Here is a 19,707-nt window from a genome sequence, read left to right on the forward strand (position 1 = left end):
CATCTATGCAAAATATCTTTGTGCATCATCAAAGTGAAACAATAGAAAATAAATATCAACAATAAAATGCAAAACAAAGGAATTGTAATTGTAACCGCCGTCTTACTGACGCTTGCAAGCATCTTTTATTTGTCTTTCTCGTTTGCCACGAGATATTATGACAAGCAGGCTGCCAAGCTCGGCGACCCCATTGCGCAACAGGATTATAAAGATTCCGTGAAGTATTTGGGAATTTACAGCTATCAGAAGTGTCTCGAAACACAAATTGGTCTCGGCTTGGACTTGAAAGGTGGAATGAACGTTATCCTCGAGGTTTCCGTACCCGACGTAGTGGATATGCTCGCCGATCATAAGACCGACGCAGCCTACACCAAGTCCATGAAAGAAGCGCGCCAAGAGCTTGAGACAACGCAAGGTGACTTCATCTCGCTGTTTATCGACGCCTATCACAAGAATGCTCCAGGACGTAAATTAGCGGAAGTGTTTGCCACGCAGCAGTTGCAAGGCAAAGTATCGCCCACAAGCACTGATAGCGAAGTGGAAAAAGTGCTGAGATCGGAGGTTACATCGGCCATCGACAACTCTTTCACAGTGGTGCGTACTCGTATCGACCAGTTTGGCGTGGTTCAGCCCAACATTCAAAAAGTGCAAGGCTCGGAAGGTCGCATCATGGTGGAAATGCCTGGCATCAAGGAGCCGGAACGTATTCGCAAGTTGCTTCAAGGTAGTGCCAATTTGGAGTTTTGGGAGACCTTTAACGCAGCAGAGATAATTCCGTATCTTACACAATTAGATACGCGATTAGCCAATGGAGACAACGCTTCTTCAGATGTGGTAGACTCTGCCAAGGTGGAAACCAAAGACACGGTGGCTGCAACAACAGCCAAACCCAAGTTCCAACTCAAGAAAAAGACCAAAAAACAGGATATAAATACTACGCCCGACGCCCAGTTGGAGCAAGCTAAGAAACTGCATCCACTGCTCGCTATGCTGCAAACAACAGGTGGTCAGAGTCTTAGCGTGGTGGGATACGCAAGCATTAGAGACACCGCGAATATAAACAAGATTATCTATAGCGAGCTCGCCAAGCAAGTGTTGCCAACCGATTTGAAACTCCTTTGGAGCGCGAAACCAGCCGATGGCATCTCCGCAAAAAACATATTTGAGTTGCATGCCCTCAAGATTACGACCACCAATGGCCGTGCACCATTAGAGGGTGGTGTGGTGACGGAGGCGTCAGACCAGTTTAATCATCTTACTGGCCAACCAGAGGTGAGCATGACAATGAACTCTGAAGGCGCCCGGCGTTGGGCCGAGTTGACCAAGGCCAACGTAGGAAAAGCCATCGCCATTGTGCTTGATGGCGTAGTTTATTCCGCTCCGCGAGTGAACGGAGAAATATCCGGCGGACAATCGTCCATCAGTGGTAACTTCACTGTGGAGGACACTAAAGATTTGGCTAACACCTTGAAGTCAGGACGTATGCCTGCTCCTGCTCACATCGTACAGGAAGAAGTGGTTGGTCCTACGCTTGGAGCGCAATCCATACAGCAAGGTATTATATCATTCATTATAGCCTTTGTGTTGCTTATCATCTACATGCTCGCCATGTATAACATGATTCCTGGCTCAATCGCCGTGGGCGCATTGCTTGTCAATGTCTTTTTCACGCTTGGAATTCTGACGTCTTTTCAAGCCGCGCTCACCATGTCGGGTATCGCTGGTATGGTGCTATCCCTTGGTACCGCAGTAGACGCCAACGTGCTGATTTACGAACGCATAAAAGAAGAATTGCGTGCCGGCAAGGGCATGAAACAAGCTATCAGCGCTGGATATAGCAATGCATTCTCAGCTATTTTCGACTCCAACTTGACATCATTGATAACCGGTGTCATCCTCTACGTGTTTGGTACAGGTCCTATCCGCGGCTTCGCCACAACATGGATCATCGGTATTGTTTGCTCATTCTTTAGCGCAGTTTATCTCACTCGTCTCGTTTACGAGTACAAACTGAACAAAGACAAGTGGCAAAACCTCAAATTTTGGACTGGCATCTCCAAGAATTTGATGCAAGGTACTGACTTTAAGTTCATGTCAATGTATAAAACCACCTTTACGGTAGCTATTGTTGCCGTGGTTGTATTCTGTGGCAGCTTCCTCGTTCGAGGCCTTGCCAAGAGTATCGACTTTACCGGTGGTCGCAACTATGTCATTGTATTCGAGAAAAACACCCAGCCCGAACAAGTGCGCGATGTATTGACAAAAACTTTCCCCAAGGCCACTACCAGCGCATTGTCACTGGGTACCGATAACAAGACCATTCGTGTCTCGACCAACTACAAGATAGAGTCTAACAGCCCTACCGTGGACGATGAGACGGAGGAGATGCTCTATAAAGGATTGAAAAACGCGGGATTGGTGACACAAAAGAGCGTTAACGATTTCAAAAATCCTGATATTAGGCAGGGAGGTTCCATTATAAGCTCATCCAAGGTAGGACCCTCTGTAGCCAAGGATGTGACGTACGGAGCTATCATCAGTGTGCTCATAGCTTTGATAGGCATCTTCCTTTACATATTGCTTCGTTTCCGTAACGTGGCGTTCTCTGTGGGTTCCACCGTGGCATTGACTATCGATGCCCTCACCGTTATTGGTTTATTCTCGTTGCTGCAAGGCTTGTTACCTTTCTCGCTTGAGGTCGACCAGACTTTCATTGGTGCTGTGCTGACCGTTATCGGCTACTCAATCAATGACAAAGTGGTGGTATTCGACCGTATCCGAGAAAACCTAAAGCTACATCCCAAGCAGGATATCCAGATACTATTCAATGATTCTATCAACCAAACCTTGGCTCGTACAATCAACACCTCGCTATCAACGTTGATCGTGTTGCTTTGTATCTTGTTCCTTGGTGGCAAGAGCATTCAGCCATTTGCCTTTGCCATGTCGTTAGGTGTAGTGTTCGGAACATTGAGCTCTATCTTCATAGCATCTCCCATCGCATATCTCGTGATGGGCAAAAAGATACAGAATCGCCTGCACAGTCAAGAAGCAACTACAGTAGCACAGACTGTATAAGTCAATGCTATGATAGTTTAAACGCACTTCTTTCCAAAAAGTGCATCATATCAATAAAAGCCATCTCCCACGTTTTTGAATGAGGTAGATGGCTTTTATTTTGATTATTGGTAGTCTGATAATTTGCTCATTTTTCGCGCTTTATCAAGGCAAGCAGAAGTTATTTCCATCTCTTGCCAAGATAAACAGGCAAAACACAATGGTATTTAGTGGAATTAAGCTAATATAGAAACATATATAGCTTGAGAATAAAAATGGCTTTACATTAAAAGACAATGTAACGAAGCCTATAATTTGGTATCTCTTTTAATATATAGATATAAAGAGATTTTAGTGCCAGATGATTACCAATTTCATACAAAAAAGCTGCAATTGCTTGACAAACAGGAAACAAGCACGATATGATTATGTTTCATGTCACATGCCTTTCAAATGCGCTGCTAACATTCTTACGGCTTTCGCGCGATGGCTTATTCGATTTTTGACCTCTTCGCCAAGCTCTGCGAAACTCTTGTCATAGCCATCTGGTATGAACAATGGGTCGTAGCCGAAGCCCTCTGTGCCGTGTTTTTCAGTGTCTATTCGGCCGCGCACCTCGCCCTCGAATTGATATTCCCTACTACATAGAGCATTGTCTCCCTCCATCGTTATAAGCGATATAACCGTCCGGAAGCGAGCCTTGCGATTGGCTTTACCATCAAGCTCACGCAGCAATTTGGCTATGTTGGCCTCGCTGTCGTGGTCTGTTCCATCGGCATAGCGTGCCGAATGCACTCCCGGCGCTCCCCCGAGAGCCTCCACCTCAAGTCCCGTGTCATCAGCGAAACAATTAAGGTGATAATGGTCAAAAACATACTCGGCCTTAAGATGCGCGTTTTCCTCAAGCGTATTTCCCGTTTCTGGAATGTCCACGTGACAGCCAATATCAGCCAATGACACGATGTCAAATTCATGACCGAGTATTTCTCTTATTTCTTGCAACTTATGCTCATTATTCGTGGCGAATACTATTTTCATATCTATTCTAACGCTTAAAGTTTAGAGATGGTGGCGATGGACAAGTGGCATAAGTCCATCATTCCAATGGAGGAGCTGTTTTTTGCTCTTGTCTTTTCTTTGGAATTTTCACCTTTATATTTTCAAAACCCTCGCCGTAAACACCAATGACAGAGCTTTGGCTCACAAAAGCGTTGGGGTCGGTTGTTTTAATTAGCCTGAATATCAATTGGCTTTCGTTCTTTCGAGCCAACAAGCATATCACTTTGATTTCTTGACCGGTGTACCATCCGTGTCCATCGAGTATGGTCAGTCCATGATCGGTCTCCTTGGATAATATCGTGGCTATCTCCTCGTGCTTTCTCGAATATATCATGAACTGGACCGACTGCCGTTGCCTGCTGTGCACGAAGTCGAGCATGGAACATTCTATAAAGATAGTGCAAAAGCCGAAAACCACCTTGTGGGCCCTTTGTGCCATATCGCCAAACTGTGGAAAAAAGAAGCAGCTGCTTACTATAAACACGTCTATGAGGATAAGCACTTGACCTAATGAGAGGTCTTTGTACTTATTCACCACGGCCGCAATGATGTCCGATCCACCTGTACTGCCATTGTTCAGAAACACGATAGCGAGCGAGCTTCCCGTCAAACAGCATCCGATAACCATAGACATGAAGTCCTGTCCTTCACCTAACATCTTGATGAATGAGCCGTCAGGGTTCAATGGCATAAGCTCTTGCGCGTATTTAAGCATGAAGTATAGCGCGAAGATGGCATATATTGTTTTCATCATAAACCTAAACCCCAGCACTATCAATGCCATGATTAGGAGCGACAGGTTGATAATCATATACGTGTATTCTATCTTGAATCCCGTCGCGTAGAATATGATGGCCGACATACCAGTAACGCCACCCGTTACTATTTCATAGGGCATCAAAAAGATGGTAAATGCGCTTGTGTAAAGCAATAAGCCAAGCGTGATGAACACATAGTCTTTTACTTCACCGATGATAAATTGTTGACGACTGTTCATTTGAGTACGATATTTATTATTTTTTTAGGGACAATGATGGTCTTCACAATGTTTTTTCCCGCTATATATTTTTGTGTTCGCTCATCTTTCATCACTTGTTCCTGTATAGATTCCTTACTGTCATCCACGCCAAATACCATTTGAAAGCGAGCCTTGCCGTTGAAGCTTACGGTCATTTGCATCTCATTTTCCACCATGAAGGCCTCGTTCCATTTCGGCCATTCTGCGTCACAAACGCTGTCCTTGTGGCCCAGTTGCTCCCACAATTCCTCGGCTATGTACGGTGTGAAAGGCGCGATGATGGTCACGAGCAGCTCCAGCAATTCCTTGCTGTGACACTTTTGCTGCCCCAGCTCGTTCACGCAGATCATAAAGGCAGATATACTCGTGTTGTATGAGAAAGTCTCTATGTCGGCCGTCACCTTCTTGATGAGCTTGTGCACGCTTTTCAAACTGTCCTTGGATGGTGCCGAATTGTCCACTAAGCACTCACCCGTGCGGTTGTCAAAAAACAAGTTCCAGAACTTGCGTAAGAATCTGAAACAGCCATCTATACCGTTGGTATCCCACGGTTTGCTGGCCTCCACGGGTCCCAAGAACATCTCGTACAGGCGCAGGGTGTCGGCTCCATAGTCGCGGATAATGTCGTCAGGGTTCACCACGTTGTACATGGATTTCGACATTTTCTCCACCGCCCAGCCGCACACATAGTTTCCGTCCTCGCAAATAAACTCTGCGTTTTGGTATTCAGGTCGCCATTGTTTGAACGCTTCCATGTCGAGCAAGTCGTTCTTCACGAGGTTTACCCACACGTGTATGGGTGTCACCTCTTTGTATTCGCCACGCAGATTGTAGCTCACGAAGACAGGTTTATCCACTGTGCTAAGCTCTTCCACGCGATACACAAAATTGCTTCGGCCCTGTATCATGCCTTGGTTCACCAATTTGTGGTAAGGCTCTTCCTCGAAGCTCACGCCCAAATCAAACAAGAATTTATTCCAAAACCTGCTATATATCAAGTGTCCGGTGGCGTGCTCAGTACCTCCCACGTACAAGTCAACCTGTCGCCAATATTGAGCGGCAGCTTTCCCTACCAACGCCTTGTCGTTCCGCGGGTCCATGTATCTCAGGTAGTATGCGCTCGAACCGGCAAATCCCGGCATGGTGTAGAGGTCTATCGGGAATACCGTACGCTCGTCAATCTCACTATTAAGCGTCACTTGCTTCCTCTTCGTGTCCCACGCCCATCGCTCGGCTCTGCCCAATGGCGGCTCGCCCATCTCGGTGGGTTTGTACTCCTTTATCTCCGGCAACTCAATAGGCAGGCACTCCTCAGGTATCATCTTGGGCAACCCGTGGTCATAGTACACGGGGAAAGGCTCTCCCCAATAACGCTGTCGAGAGAATATGGCGTCGCGTATGCGGTAGTTCACTTTCACCCTGCCTATACCCTTGTCGCTCACAAATTGCTTGGTCTTGGCTATCGCCTCACTCACCGTCAAACCGTTTAACGAGAATCCGTCCGTGCTCCGCTTGCCCTTCATGGGCGAGTTTGTCACGATGCCCTCCTTGGCGTCAAAGCTTTCCTCCGACACGTCGGCGCCCTCTATCAGTGGTATGATGGGCAGGCCGAAGTGCTTGGCAAAAGCGTAGTCGCGACTGTCATGGGCTGGCACGGCCATGATAGCGCCCGTACCATATCCAGCCAACACATACTCAGACACGTAGATTGGTATTGCCTCTCCGGTAAGCGGGTTGATGGCGTTGGCACCCGTGGGCACGCCAGTCACCTTGTGGTCAGACATCCTGTCCACCTCGGTGCGCTTCTTCACGTATTCCAAATATCTCTCCACCTCGGCTCGCTGGCTGTCCGTGGTCACTTGTTTTACATAGTCAGACTCTGGTGCAAGCACCATGAACGTCACGCCAAACATGGTGTCGGCGCGTGTGGTGAAAATCGTGATGGTATCACATTCTTGCGCCGTGCCGTCCTCGTTCTTTTGGATTTTGAATTTCACCTCAGCGCCTTCGCTGCGCCCTATCCAGTTTTTTTGTGTCTCGGTGATAGAGTCGCTCCACTCTACGGTGTTCAAACCATCAAGCAGTCGCTGCGCGTAGGCCGACACCCTGAGGCACCATTGGCTCATCTTCTTCTGCACCACTGGAAATCCTCCGCGTTCAGACACGCCGTCCACAACCTCATCGTTGGCCAGCACGGTGCCCAGTCCGGCGCACCAGTTCACCATCATCTCTCCCCTGTAGGCTATGCGATAGTTCATCAGCGTCTTGGCTTGCCGAGTCTCGTCCATGGCATTCCATTCCTCGGCGCTAAAAGCGATGGTATCGTCGGTCTGCGCGGCGTGTATGCCATTGGTTCCATCCGTTTCAAAATGCTTCATGAGAACGTCTATAGGCATGGCCTTATGCAACTCTGTGTCGTAGTAAGAGTTGAACATTTTTTGGAACGCCCATTGCGTCCAGTGGTAGTATTGGGGGTCACAAGTGCGTATCTCCCTATCCCAATCGAACGAGAAACCCATCTTGTCCAACTGTTGGCGATAACGATTTATGTTTTGTTCCGTGGTGACAGCCGGGTGCTGCCCCGTCTGTATGGCGTATTGCTCGGCCGGCAATCCGTACGCGTCATACCCCATTGGGTTGAGCACGTTGTATCCTTGTTGCCGCTTGAAACGCGCGTAAATATCGCTGGCGATATATCCCAGTGGGTGCCCCACGTGCAATCCAGCCCCCGATGGGTAGGGAAACATGTTCAGAACATAGTATTTAGGACGGGATTTGTCTTCGTTCACATGATATGTTTTGCGTTGCACCCATCTTTGTTGCCATTTCTCTTCTATTTCCTTAAAATTATAGTCCATTTGTCGTTTTCTTAGTTTGGGTTTATGCTTTCATCGGTGTTTGTCAAAGATTAACACAAGTTTTATCTTTCACCAAGATATAAAATATATGCAAAGTTAATGCAAATAACATGATTTTCAAAGGAAAATCACAAAAATAAATCTATTACACCACGATAAAATAGTAGTTGAGGAACAGACATGATGGCATTGCTTCCTTATCATATTATTATCAAATAAAGTAAGAAAAATATGTTATACATGCACTTTTTTAATATTTTTCCAATCCATAAATATTGTCAAACTGTATATAAAAAATCACAAAAAAAGGTACGTTCGATTGGCGTGTTCTACAGCGATTAAGAGGAAAGATTTGATGTTTTCTTTGCCATGACGAGTGGCTCGCCGCAGCTTCGTGACGCCATTGGTATCTATTCGTCTTGCGTGTGAGCGTTAAAGGCATTGCGTTTAGGTCTCAATCGGTTTGCGTTTAGAGCCTAATCGAGAGACGATTAAGTACTTAAGACAAATCGTGAAGTGGTCCGTTTTCAGAAAATTTCTTAATAAAGATTGCAACATGTTGTGTGATAGCGTGTTGCGAAAATCGCTTATTTTTTGCCTATTTTCGCACAGGGAGCCTCTCGCTCGCGAATAGGCGAATTGTGAGCGGTGTTTTGTTAGATTTTTTCAACGTTTTTACAAGTGATAAAAATGGATGTAAGCGTCAACGATGCCAGGTGAATGATGTACCCAGCGTAAGCGAATGGTGCTCAGGTGGTTTTGCGACCACCCGAAATACGATCACCCTTGGTTATGGCGCCGTGGATGATCGTGACAGCCATGTTAGATGCCATGCGTGACGATGCTTCTACGGCACTCCGTGTGACCGCAATTTATGAGATGGCGTGGGGTGTGATGCCCGTTTCCCGTCGGTCCCGTTGGCAACCGCGAGCGTGGAGGAATAACTCACGATGGAGCCAATAAAGGCGGCGAGGTATGGTGGTGTCTACCAGCGTAATTAAATATTGTTAACTATGATACGGCAAGATAAAACATGGCGTTGTGGTATATTTTCATTATATTTGCGAGGCGTAAAGGCAGTTGACACGCTGCGCGAAAGGTCGACAATCTCGATTTTAGTTTTTCATCTTATTATTTGTCATGCTTACATTCACTACCGAAAATATATTTCTCTTTGGCTCGTTGCTTGTATTGGTTAGCATCATTATCAGCAAAACCGGGTATCGTTTTGGCATTCCCACGTTGCTGCTGTTTCTGTTCACGGGCATGCTTTTTGGAAGCGATGGCATGGGCATGCAGTTTGACAGTCCGAAAGACGCGCAGTTCATAGGCATGATAGCGCTGAGCGTCATTTTGTTTTCGGGTGGCATGGACACCAAGTTCAAGGATATCAAGCCCATCTTGGCTCCCGGCGTAGTCCTTGCCACGTTGGGCGTGGTGCTTACAGCCGTACTTGCGGGCGTGTTTATTTTCGCGCTCTTCTCTTGGTTTGGCATGGACACTCGGTTGTCGCTGATGGTCTCGCTTTTGCTGGCCGCCACGATGTCTTCCACTGATTCGGCCTCGGTTTTCAGCCTATTGAGGACACAAGAGATTGGTCTTAAACATAACTTGCGCCCCATTTTGGAGCTTGAGAGTGGCAGCAACGATCCCATGGCCTACATGCTTACCATCGCGTTGATGAATGTGGTGCTCTCTGGAGCAGACTTCAGCGCGCAAACGTTGCTGTTCGAACTGGGCGAGCAGTTTCTTTTGGGAGGCGCCTTGGGCTATGGTGCAGGCAGGTTTGCCGTGTTTCTTGTTAATCGCATCAACCTGCCCAACGCCTCGCTCTATCCCGTGTTGCTGCTGAGCATGGTGTTTATCACCTTCACGCTGACAGACACACTGCATGGCAATGGTTATTTGGCTGTGTACGTAGCCGGCTTGGTGGTGGGCAACAGTAGGCTCTCTTATCGGCAAGAGATGGAGACGTTTCTTAACGGTATGACATGGCTTTTGCAGATAGTGCTCTTTCTCACGCTCGGTCTGTTGGTCAACCCGGTGGAGCTGGTGGGGGTGGCACCGTTAGCATTGGCTATCAGCGTGTTCATGATTTTGGTGGCACGGCCAGTGAGTGTGTTTATCTGTTTGTTGCCCTTTCGCAAAATACCCATGCGCGGCAAGGTTTTCATTTCGTGGGTGGGACTTCGTGGAGCGGTACCCATCATTTTTGCCACGTACCCCATGATCAATGGGGTGGACGGTGCCGATATGCTATTTAATATCGTATTTTTCATTACCTTGGTGTCGTTAATCGTGCAGGGAAGCACCATCAGTGTGATGGCCAAAAAGTTGCGTTTGGACATGCCGATTGAGAAAACAGGCAACGAGTTTGGCGTGGAGATACCCGAGGAGCTTGGCCCGCAGCTCCATGAGATAACCCTTCGGGAGGACATGATTGCCAACGGCAACCTGCTCTCGCAGATGAATATAGCCACGGGCACGTTGGTGATGATGGTGAAAAGAGGCAAAAGTATCATCGTGCCTAATGGCCAGTTGCCTATGGAAGTGGGAGACATATTGCTCTGTCTGACCAACAACGCGGCGCAAAAAACGCCTGGCAAAGCTGGTGTCACAACCCGAGTGGATAACCCTAAACAAACTTAAAAATGCCCCTACAAATCAATATTTTGCATAATTAAGAAACAAAATAGATGATAAATTGAATAATTCTAAGTAAATTTGCAGCTAAATTCAAAATTAAACGTGCAATGATTAAGAAGTTATTGTCATGTGTACTTATGGCATCAGCCGTGGCCTCTCTCTCTTCGTGTCTTAAGGATAACGAGGAAGAGGTGAGATATTACAATGACACGGCTGTGACTTCATTCGCTATCACTACGGTCAACAAATACACACACACCATAGCGAAGGATGGTGTCACAGACTCAGTGTACAAATCGAGCTATGACGCCAAGCATCACTCATTCTATATCGACCAAGTGCGGAAGTTGGTTTACAACCCCGACTCGCTGCCATGTGGAGTGGACGCGTCCAAGGCCATTTGCGCTATCGCCACCAAGAACGGTGGGGCCGTGGTGCTGATGATGGCATCCAAGACAGGCAAGGACAGCATAGTGTATTACAATCCAAAAGACTCTTTGGACCTGACGCGGGTTCATAAGTTGTGGGTGTACAACACCAACGCCAGCGCGTACAGGGAGTATGCGCTCAAGGTGAACGTGCATCGTCAAACCGGCGAGGAACTGACGTGGAGCCACTCTGGCGCGGAGAGCCTTGCGGGCGTGAGCGGTCGCAGGTTGGTGACACGCCGTGGCGATGTCTTCTTGTTTGGCGTGAAAGATGGAAAAACCAAAGTTTGGAAGGGTGTGAACGGCAATTTTCAGCAGCTTGACGCCACGTTCTCTGGTTCGGCCTATAAGAATGTCGTGGCCATGGGCGACTATCTGTATCTGCTCGACGAGGGCAAGCTGACAAGGTCTGCCGATGGGACAAGCTGGCACAAGGTGGGCGTGGGAGCGCAACTGGAACGGCTGATTGGAGCGAGCGATAAAAAAATGTACGCTTTGATGGCTGATGGCATTGTGGTTTCTGACAATGAAGGCTCAACGTGGAAAGTGGCTACGTTAGACGACTCTCCTGACAACTTGCCGACGGAGAATGTCAATTTTATAGTAGTAGCGTCGAATATAAACCGCCAAACCTATAATCTGTTTATCATAGGAACGCGCGATGGCAAGACCAAAATATGGCGAAAGGTGGAGGAAAACGCTAAAAACTCACAAGAGCAGCCGTGGGCTTACTACCCCCCAGACGACTATAATAAGCTGGAGTTGCCCGCGCTTGCCAACCTGCAAGTGATAGGATATGATGGCGGGCTGCTGGCTTTGGGAGGCCATTTCAATAAGTTCTATTTCAGTAAGGACGAGGGTTTGACATGGCTTGGCAAGAAAGTGTACGACCTGCCCAAGACGTTCGGAAAGTCTGCGCGGCCGTTCAGTATGGCTCGCGACGATAAAAATATCATATACATCACCAAGGACGGCGAGCCGACCGTATGGAATGGACGGCTCGCCCGGTTGGGATGGGAGCAAAACCAAACGGAGTTCACGAAATGATGAGAATGCTCCTGCTGGTCTTTATGATGGCGATGGGCGCTGCCGCTCCGCTGAGCGCGCAGGACGATCCTGAATATCGCATGGAGATTGGGGCAGGAGTTGGCATGGCTGGATACCTTGGAGACTTCAACGGTAGCCTTGTAAAAAACCTCCAACCATGTGCCACCGTGTTGGGACGATATGTCATAGACCCATACATGGCGCTCAAACTGAACGTGGCATGTGGCAAAATGAAAGGCTCATCGGCCAATGCGAGAACATTCTATCCAGAGTTTGCCAACGCACCTTATACGTTTGACAACACGCTGTATGACATGTGTTTGACCTATGAGTACAATTTTTGGCCCTATGGCACGGGGCGCGATTATAGAGGCGCCAAGCGGCTCACGCCGTTTGTCTTCGCGGGCATCGGCACTACGTACATAGCCCAAGCGGGCAAGAGCGTGGTGGCCATGAACGTGCCATTGGGGCTCGGTGTGAAATACAAGATGGTGCGTCGGCTGAACGTGGGGGTGGAGTGGGGTATCCATTTTGCCCAAACCGACAAGATAGACGGTGTGAAAGATCCTTACCATGTGGAGAGTGGAGGATTGTTCAAGAACACCGATTGCTACCACGCGCTGACGCTTACCGTGAGCTATAGTTTCATGCCCAAGTGTACAACATGTAATAAGGAATAGAAATATGGTACAACTCGATATGACAAGGATACCCCGCCACATCGCCATCATCATGGACGGCAATGGGCGTTGGGCTGCAGAGCGAGGCAGGGAGCGCAGCTTCGGCCATCAGGCTGGCGTTGACACCGTGCGTCGCATCACCTCTGAGTGTACCCGATTGGGAGTGAAATACCTCACCCTTTACACTTTCTCGACAGAAAATTGGAGCAGACCCGAAGACGAAGTAAGCGCGCTCATGGGGCTCGTGCTAAGCTCTTTGGAAGACGAGATCTTTATGAAGAACGACGTAAGGTTCCAAGTTGTGGGTGAGATGGAGCGTTTGCCCAAGCCCGTGCAAGACAAATTGCGCGAGACAATGGAGCATACCGCCCAAAACTCCGCCATGACAATGGTGGTGGCCTTGAGCTATAGCGCGCGTTGGGAAATCACCAAGGCCGTGAGAGATATAGCTCAGTCGGTCAAGGATGGTGAAATGAATATCGATGATATAACCGAGGAGGCGGTGAGCCGCCACATGGCAACCAACTTCATGCCAGACCCTGAGTTGCTCATCAGGACGGGTGGAGAACTGAGAATCTCAAATTTCCTGCTTTGGCAAATAGCCTATTCCGAACTGTATTTTTGTGATACATTCTGGCCTGATTTTGGCGAGGAAGACCTGCGTGAGGCCATCGCCAACTATCAAAAACGGCAGAGACGCTTCGGAAAAACAGAGGCGCAGGCTGAACTCTCGACTAACAATAAATAATGAGAACAAGATTATAAAGGTATAATAGGTGCTTGCGCCAGTTACAAACGACCATCACCTGAGACCTAACACCTATATATCATGCACTATAACAAGAATAGTATACTTGCGGCTGTCATCGCTATGGCTTGCTGCGCAGGCGTGAAAGCTCAAGACAAAATAGTTTTTCCGGACATCACTTACGCAGGAACGCCACGAAATGCGGTTATTGGCGGCTTTAACGTTAGCGGTATGGACGGCTACGAGGATTACATGCTCACAAGTATTTCCGGACTTGCCGTTGGACAACACATCACGTTGCCGGGCAGTGAGATAACCGAGGCGGTGAAGCGATATTGGAAGCATGGCCTGTTCTCGGACGTGCAAATCTCTGCCGACTCGTTGGTGGGCGACAAGGTTTACCTGCATATAGCCTTGAAACCAAGACCCCGAGTGTCGCAAATCAACTATATTGGCTTGAAGAAAAGCGAGCGCGAGGACATGGAAAAAAAGCTCGGAATGATCAAAGGTGGGCAGATTACCCCCAACATGATAGACCGCGCGAAAATCCTCGCCAAGAAGTATTTTGACGACAAAGGCTTTCAAAATGCTGATATAGACATACAGCAACGTGAGGATGTCACGGCTAAAAATCAGGTGATACTTGACGTGATAATCGACAAAAAACAAAAGATCAAGGTCAGGAATATTATTATAGAGGGTAACGAACACCTCAAGGATGCCAAGATAAAAGGCAGGCTCTTCACCAAGGGCGTGTTCTCAAAGACCCACGAGGCGGGCAAACTGTCATCGTTCTTGAAAACGAAAAAGTTTACCCCAGAGCGTTGGAAGGAGGATAAAGAAAAACTTATCAACAAATATTACGAGTTGGGTTATCGCGATGCTGTTATCTTGAAAGACAGCGTGTGGAACGCCGACGATCGGCATGTAAACGTTTATGTGAAAGTGGATGAGGGACAGCGATACTTCATTCGGAACATACACTGGGTGGGAAACACGGTGTACAACTCTAATTTCCTGAACGATGTGCTACGCATGAGGGCTGGCGACGTGTACAATCAAAAGTTCTTGAACAAGCGCATTAACGAGGATGATGATGCCGTGCACAACCTATACTATAATAATGGATACGTGTTTTCCAATGTGCAACCTACCGAGGTGAATATCGTGGGCGACTCCATCGACCTCGAAATGCGTATCGTCGAGGGGCCTCAGGCGCACTTGAGCCACGTGCGAATAAATGGCAATGACCGCCTGTATGAAAATGTGGTGCGCCGTGAGTTGCACACCAAGCCAGGCGATTTGTTCTCGAGAGAAGCCCTCATGAGGTCTGCTCGAGAGCTGGCTTCCATGGGGCATTTTGACCCGGAAAAGGTCTCGCCCGATGTGGTTCCAAATATAGAGAACGGCACTGTGGACGTAAATTGGAACCTTGTGCAGAAGTCTAACGACCAAGTGGAGTTCTCCTTGGGTTGGGGACAGACTGGCGTCATTGGGCGAGTTGGCCTCACGCTGAACAATTTCTCCATGGCCAATCTCTTTAACAAGAACAAGGAGCATCGCGGCATCTTGCCTATTGGCGACGGCGAAAAGCTGTCTCTTGGTGTTCAAACCAATGGTTCGTACTATCAAAGCTATAACGCCGGCTACTCCACCAACTGGTTTGGGGGTAAACGACCAATCCAATTGTCCCTCGGAGTGTACTATTCCAAGATGACTGACATATCGGGCAATTTCTACAATCAGGCTTGGAACAACAGCTATTACTCTTATATGATGGGCAGTAGTAGCTATGGTTACAACTACACCAACTATGAGAACTATTACGACCCGGATAAATACTTAAAACTCTTCGGTGCCAATTTGGGGTGGGGAAAACGTTTGAGATGGCCCGATGACTATTTCATGCTCTCGCTTCAATTGTCTTTCACTCGTTACATGCTGAAGAATTGGAAGTATTTTATGATGTCGACGGGAAGCTCTAACAGTCTTAATTTGAGTATCTCGCTGAACCGATCGTCTACCGACAACCAACTGTTCCCACGACGTGGGTCGGAGTTTACGGCCAGCGCTACAATAACACCGCCATGGTCAAAGTGGGACAACAAAGACTATAAGAGCCTTGCCAACAATCCCTATTCGCCTAATTTCCAAAAAGAGCAACAAGAGAAATACCGCTGGATAGAGTATCACAAGTGGAAATTCAAGGCTCGTACATTCACGGCACTGACCAGTTCGCAGAAGTGTTTGGTGCTCATGACTCGTGTCGAGTTGGGTATTCTTGGCTCTTACAACAAGTATAAGAAGAGCCCATTCGAGACATATTACATGGGTGGCGACGGCATGAGCGGCTACTCTTCAAGCTACGCCACAGAGACCATAGGGCTTCGTGGCTATGAGAATGGGTCACTAACGACGGGCAACGGGGGCTATGCCTACGACCGGTTCACCCTCGAATTGCGTTATCCGCTCATGCTTGGCAATACCACGATATATGCGCTCAGCTTCCTTGAAGGTGGAAACGCATGGACAGAAACAAACAAGTTCAACCCGTTCGACATGAAACGCTCTGCTGGAGTGGGTGTGAGAATCTTCCTCCCGATGGTCGGATTGATGGGTATTGATTGGGCATACGGTTTCGACAAAGTGTCCAGTGGCAAGATAGGTGGCAGCCAATTCCACTTCATCCTTGGCCAAGAGTTCTAACAATTCATCGTCGACACGGTGGTTTGACTCTGTTAGCTTGAGTCCATCAAATGCCTGCCACTGTACCAAGGCCGACCATAATTCATGGCGTGGGAGCATGATGCGATGACATGTTAATAAAAAGTAAAACCAAACGTATGCGTAACTATGTGGCTCGAACGCTCGTCTTAAAAGGAACATAGGCACTTTAAAACTATAGCATGATGAAAAAAACAATGAACAAAACAATATCAGGAGTGCTCGCGAAAGTATTTTTGCTCACGCTGACGCTCACCTTTGGCACCATCAAGGGCAACGCTCAGAAGTTCGCCCTCATAGACATGGAATATGTGTTAAAAAACATTCCTGCGTACGAGCGTGCCAATGAGCAGCTCAATCAAATATCAAAGAAATGGCAGGCGGAGGTTGAGGCCCTCAACACAGAGGCTGCCACGATGTACAAAAACTATCAAAACGAGATAGTGTTTCTCTCGCAAGAGCAGAAAAAAGCTAAGCAAGAGCAGATCATGGCCAAGGAGAAGCAAGCCGCTGAACTAAAGAAAAGGTATTTCTCGCCAGAAGGAGAGTTGTTCAAAAAGCGTCAAAGCTTGATGACCCCCATACAAGAAGAGATATACAACACGGTCAAGGAAATATCCGACCTACGTGGTTACAGCTTGGTACTCGACCGTGCTTCGGATACCGCGATCATCTTTGGCTCACCCAAAATAGACATATCCAACGAGGTGTTGGACAAATTGGGCTACGGCAAATGAGCCGACATTTTCAAAACAACAATAATAAAGGCGACAGGGATAAGTTGACTATATCCTGTTTTAAAATAGAACAATTAACAATTAAACAATAGAAAACGAAATGAAAAAACTTATTTTAATGTTGATGCTGATGGCACCTTTGGCTACGTTCGCACAAAAGTTTGGTAAGGTTAATACCAATACCATCATGCAGGCATTGCCTGAAATCTCAAAGATCAATGGCGAGCTTGAGGCCACGGCCAAACAGTACGAGAACGAGTTGAAGACCATGCAAGACGAGTTGCAGCGCCAAGCCGAGGCGTATGATAAAGGTAAGAGCACGATGAACGCAACCGCCCAAAAATCCAAGGAGCAAGAGTTGCAGCAGCTCTACCAAAAGTACCAACAGACACAGATGGACAATCAAAAAGCCCTTCAGAAGGCACAGCAAGACAAGATGCAGCCCATTATCAACAAAGTGCGAAGCGCTATCGAGAATGTTGGCAAGACTGGCGGTTATACCTATATCTTTGAGGAGGGTGTAGCCATTTACACTGGTACAAACGTGGAAGACGTTACCTCCAAGGTTCAAGCAGAGCTCACCAAGATGAAGTAACGCATTGCGTTAAGCCAACCTAAGTTAAGAAGCCAAGAATGCCAATAGAAGCCACTGACGCAAGGTGACATCCATTGGCATCTTGACCATTTAACTTTTTATCAATTTTATTGCTCAATCTCACAAAGTAATTATCCACAATGAAAAAACTGTTCCTATCCTTATTTCTTGTCACAGCAACTCTGTGCGCTATGGCGCAAGATATCAACGTGGCATCCCAAACCATGCCCATGTCAAGACAGCAGGCGCAGAGTTTCCGTTTTGGGTATTTAAGCTATCAAACGGCCCTGCAATCCATGCCCGGTTATGCCTTGGCGCATCGCAATCTTGAAGATTTGCGTATAAAATACGATGCCGAGATGAAGCGAGTGGAGGAGGAGTTCAACAAGAAATACGAGGATTTCTTGGAGGGACAGCGAGATTTCGCGCCATCCATCCGCCAGAAACGCCAAGCCGAGTTGCAAGAACTCATGGAAAAAAACATTGCCTTCAAGAAAGAGGCCCAGCGCCTTTTGGCAAAAGCCGAAACCGAAGCCTACAAGCCTTTGAGAGAGAAACTCGCACATGTTATTCTCATCGTTGGCAAGGAAAAAGGCCTGGCCTTTATCCTTAACACTGACAACAACGCGGTGCCCTATATCAATGTAGAAATGGGCGAGAATGTGACGGAAGCCGTAAGTGCCGCCATGCGTTAACCCACCAAAAACGACAGCATGTTCCAAGCGTTGCCCATACAAAAAAATGGAGCCATTGGCGTTTTCGATTCAGGCTATGGTGGGCTTACCATACTGAGCGGAATACGCCGTCTGTTGCCTCAATACGACTATCTATACCTTGGTGACAATGCCCGCGCCCCATACGGAGCACGATCGTTTGAGGTAGTGTACGATTTTACGAGGCAAGCCGTAGAAAAACTTTTCAGAATGGGTTGCCAACTCGTCATTTTGGGATGTAACACCGCTTCGGCCAAAGCACTGCGCTCCATTCAGCAAAACGACTTGCCCCATTGGGCGTCAGACCGTCGTGTGCTTGGAGTCATACGCCCCACGGCCGAGATCATTGGCACCATCACACGTAACAATCATGTAGGCTTGCTTGCCACGGAGGGAACAGTGAGAAGCCATAGTTACGAACTGGAGATAGCCAAGCTATGGCCCAATATCAAGCTCACGGGACAGGCATGCCCCTTTTGGGTGCCGCTCGTGGAGTACAACGAGGCCTCCTCTCCCGGTGCCGACTATTTTGTAAAAAAACGCATAGACCAGCTCATGGGTCAAGATCCAGATATTGACACCATCATCCTTGGGTGCACTCACTTTCCGCTACTCATGCCCAAAATCAAGAAATTTGTGCGCCCCGACGTTCGTATTGTCTCGCAAGGCGAATATGTGGCCGAGAGCTTGAAAGACTATTTGAGCAGGCATCAGTCTTTAGAAGAACGACTAACCAAGGGGGGGACTGCCAAATATTTCACCACAGAGAACCCCGATAAGTTCAAGGAGCGTGCCACTATCTTCGTTAAAGAAGACGTAAGCGTGGGGCATCTTGACCTCGAATAGCTCGCAGGGGGGCAGCCCTATGTAGCCATGGCCCATAACACTGCCCTAAATTTCTATTCCGAACAATCGTAAAAATTTCACATTTGCCATATTCTGGAAAACGCCTATAATCCTTTAAAAACACTATATTATGCAAGAAACTAAACAAAATAAAGTAGCTCGCCTGCTTCAAAAAGAGCTGGCGGAGATTTTCCAAAGCCAGACACGACAGATGCGTGGCGTGTTGGTCAGTGTCACGCGCGTACGCATAAGTCCGGATCTTAGCATTTGTACAGCCTACCTGAGTATATTCCCATCTGAAAAATCCAAGGAGCTTTTGGAGAATATCACGGCCAACTCGAAGACCGTGCGATACGAACTTGGCCAGCGCGTGCGCAATCAGTTGCGTATCATACCCGAACTTCGGTTCTTTATAGACGACAGTTTGGACTATAGTGAACACATCGACGACCTGCTCAAAAATTCTTGAGACGCCTGCCACACGCTCCTTTTCATAGAGTCTGCCAATTGTCACGTGTACACTGGGAAAGGTTCAAGGAAAACAACAGGCA

15 protein-coding genes are annotated in these 19,707 nt (G+C 47.7%); 12 read left to right on the forward strand and 3 right to left on the reverse strand.

The genetic code is table 11. From position 1 onward, the window contains the following. Window positions 1-66 precede the first annotated feature (66 nt). The gene (gene secDF, locus C7379_RS08595; RefSeq protein ID WP_116616949.1) at window positions 67-3,078 is read left to right on the forward strand and encodes a protein translocase subunit SecDF; all 3,012 of its coding nucleotides are present in this window, start codon (window positions 67-69) and stop codon (window positions 3,076-3,078) included. Between the two features lie 417 nt (window positions 3,079-3,495). Here the strand turns inward: secDF and C7379_RS08600 are convergent, their stop codons facing one another. The 3 genes from C7379_RS08600 to leuS are packed head-to-tail and all read right to left on the reverse strand — an operon-like array spanning window position 3,496 to window position 7,992. Then, the gene (locus tag C7379_RS08600; protein ID WP_116616950.1) at window positions 3,496-4,095 is read right to left on the reverse strand and encodes a non-canonical purine NTP diphosphatase; all 600 of its coding nucleotides are present in this window, start codon (window positions 4,093-4,095) and stop codon (window positions 3,496-3,498) included. A 58-nt stretch (window positions 4,096-4,153) separates the two neighbouring features. Then, complete coding sequence (locus C7379_RS08605) at window positions 4,154-5,113, reverse strand: YitT family protein (protein ID WP_116616951.1); 960 nt, start codon at window positions 5,111-5,113, stop codon at window positions 4,154-4,156. Continuing rightward, window positions 5,110-7,992: a leucine--tRNA ligase gene (leuS, locus tag C7379_RS08610; RefSeq protein WP_116616952.1), complete on the reverse strand. Its 2,883-nt coding sequence runs from the start codon at window positions 7,990-7,992 to the stop codon at window positions 5,110-5,112. Before leuS ends, C7379_RS08605 begins: the two co-directional genes overlap by 4 nt. Before the next feature lie 792 nt (window positions 7,993-8,784). Here leuS and C7379_RS12850 point away from each other — a divergent pair. The 11 genes from C7379_RS12850 (at window position 8,785) to rbfA (ending at window position 19,625) form a co-directional block, all read left to right on the forward strand. Continuing rightward, entirely contained in the window at window positions 8,785-8,955 is a 171-nt protein-coding gene (locus C7379_RS12850; RefSeq protein WP_207773416.1) for a hypothetical protein, read from the forward strand. A gap of 177 nt (window positions 8,956-9,132) precedes the next feature. Further along, a complete protein-coding gene (locus C7379_RS08615) occupies window positions 9,133-10,641 on the forward strand; it encodes a potassium/proton antiporter (RefSeq protein WP_116616953.1) in 1,509 nt (502 codons plus the stop codon). Between the two features lie 104 nt (window positions 10,642-10,745). Continuing rightward, window positions 10,746-12,113 (forward strand): DUF6242 domain-containing protein, encoded by a 1,368-nt coding sequence (locus C7379_RS08620; protein ID WP_116616954.1) that lies wholly within the window; start codon window positions 10,746-10,748, stop codon window positions 12,111-12,113. Then, window positions 12,113-12,793: a type IX secretion system protein PorG gene (gene porG, locus C7379_RS08625; RefSeq protein WP_116616989.1), complete on the forward strand. Its 681-nt coding sequence runs from the start codon at window positions 12,113-12,115 to the stop codon at window positions 12,791-12,793. The genes C7379_RS08620 and porG overlap by 1 nt, the downstream gene beginning before the upstream one ends. Before the next feature lie 4 nt (window positions 12,794-12,797). Further along, window positions 12,798-13,541, forward strand: coding sequence for an isoprenyl transferase (locus C7379_RS08630; protein ID WP_116616955.1), 744 nt, complete (start codon window positions 12,798-12,800; stop codon window positions 13,539-13,541). 123 nt (window positions 13,542-13,664) lie between these two features. Then, on the forward strand, window positions 13,665-16,247 hold the full coding sequence (locus C7379_RS08635; RefSeq protein WP_419185310.1) for a BamA/OMP85 family outer membrane protein: 2,583 nt from the start codon (window positions 13,665-13,667) through the stop codon (window positions 16,245-16,247). A gap of 215 nt (window positions 16,248-16,462) precedes the next feature. Continuing rightward, on the forward strand, window positions 16,463-17,002 hold the full coding sequence (locus C7379_RS08640; RefSeq protein WP_116616990.1) for an OmpH/Skp family outer membrane protein: 540 nt from the start codon (window positions 16,463-16,465) through the stop codon (window positions 17,000-17,002). Between the two features lie 100 nt (window positions 17,003-17,102). Then, window positions 17,103-17,597 carry an OmpH/Skp family outer membrane protein gene (locus C7379_RS08645; RefSeq protein ID WP_116616957.1) on the forward strand — a complete coding sequence of 165 codons (495 nt, stop codon included), beginning with the start codon at window positions 17,103-17,105 and terminating at the stop codon, window positions 17,595-17,597. Between the two features lie 140 nt (window positions 17,598-17,737). Beyond that, complete coding sequence (locus tag C7379_RS08650; RefSeq protein WP_116616958.1) at window positions 17,738-18,292, forward strand: OmpH family outer membrane protein; 555 nt, start codon at window positions 17,738-17,740, stop codon at window positions 18,290-18,292. 18 nt (window positions 18,293-18,310) lie between these two features. Beyond that, window positions 18,311-19,156: a glutamate racemase gene (murI, locus tag C7379_RS08655; protein WP_116616959.1), complete on the forward strand. Its 846-nt coding sequence runs from the start codon at window positions 18,311-18,313 to the stop codon at window positions 19,154-19,156. 130 nt (window positions 19,157-19,286) lie between these two features. Then, window positions 19,287-19,625 (forward strand): 30S ribosome-binding factor RbfA, encoded by a 339-nt coding sequence (gene rbfA, locus C7379_RS08660; protein WP_116616960.1) that lies wholly within the window; start codon window positions 19,287-19,289, stop codon window positions 19,623-19,625. Window positions 19,626-19,707 lie beyond the last annotated feature (82 nt).

Source organism: Hallella colorans (assembly GCF_003096815.1).
Classification (GTDB): domain Bacteria; phylum Bacteroidota; class Bacteroidia; order Bacteroidales; family Bacteroidaceae; genus Prevotella; species Prevotella colorans.

Excerpts from the sequence above, each read along its gene's own strand:
- secDF (WP_116616949.1), top strand. The coding sequence starts at position 67 with ATGCAAAACAAAGGAATTGTAATTGTAACCGCCGTCTTACTGACGCTT.
- C7379_RS08600 (WP_116616950.1), bottom strand. The coding sequence starts at position 4,095 with ATGAAAATAGTATTCGCCACGAATAATGAGCATAAGTTGCAAGAAATA.
- C7379_RS08605 (WP_116616951.1), bottom strand. The coding sequence starts at position 5,113 with ATGAACAGTCGTCAACAATTTATCATCGGTGAAGTAAAAGACTATGTG.
- leuS (WP_116616952.1), bottom strand. The coding sequence starts at position 7,992 with ATGGACTATAATTTTAAGGAAATAGAAGAGAAATGGCAACAAAGATGG.
- C7379_RS12850 (WP_207773416.1), top strand. The coding sequence starts at position 8,785 with ATGGCGCCGTGGATGATCGTGACAGCCATGTTAGATGCCATGCGTGAC.
- C7379_RS08615 (WP_116616953.1), top strand. The coding sequence starts at position 9,133 with ATGCTTACATTCACTACCGAAAATATATTTCTCTTTGGCTCGTTGCTT.
- C7379_RS08620 (WP_116616954.1), top strand. The coding sequence starts at position 10,746 with ATGATTAAGAAGTTATTGTCATGTGTACTTATGGCATCAGCCGTGGCC.
- porG (WP_116616989.1), top strand. The coding sequence starts at position 12,113 with ATGAGAATGCTCCTGCTGGTCTTTATGATGGCGATGGGCGCTGCCGCT.
- C7379_RS08630 (WP_116616955.1), top strand. The coding sequence starts at position 12,798 with ATGGTACAACTCGATATGACAAGGATACCCCGCCACATCGCCATCATC.
- C7379_RS08635 (WP_419185310.1), top strand. The coding sequence starts at position 13,665 with ATGGCTTGCTGCGCAGGCGTGAAAGCTCAAGACAAAATAGTTTTTCCG.
- C7379_RS08640 (WP_116616990.1), top strand. The coding sequence starts at position 16,463 with ATGAACAAAACAATATCAGGAGTGCTCGCGAAAGTATTTTTGCTCACG.
- C7379_RS08645 (WP_116616957.1), top strand. The coding sequence starts at position 17,103 with ATGAAAAAACTTATTTTAATGTTGATGCTGATGGCACCTTTGGCTACG.
- C7379_RS08650 (WP_116616958.1), top strand. The coding sequence starts at position 17,738 with ATGAAAAAACTGTTCCTATCCTTATTTCTTGTCACAGCAACTCTGTGC.
- murI (WP_116616959.1), top strand. The coding sequence starts at position 18,311 with ATGTTCCAAGCGTTGCCCATACAAAAAAATGGAGCCATTGGCGTTTTC.
- rbfA (WP_116616960.1), top strand. The coding sequence starts at position 19,287 with ATGCAAGAAACTAAACAAAATAAAGTAGCTCGCCTGCTTCAAAAAGAG.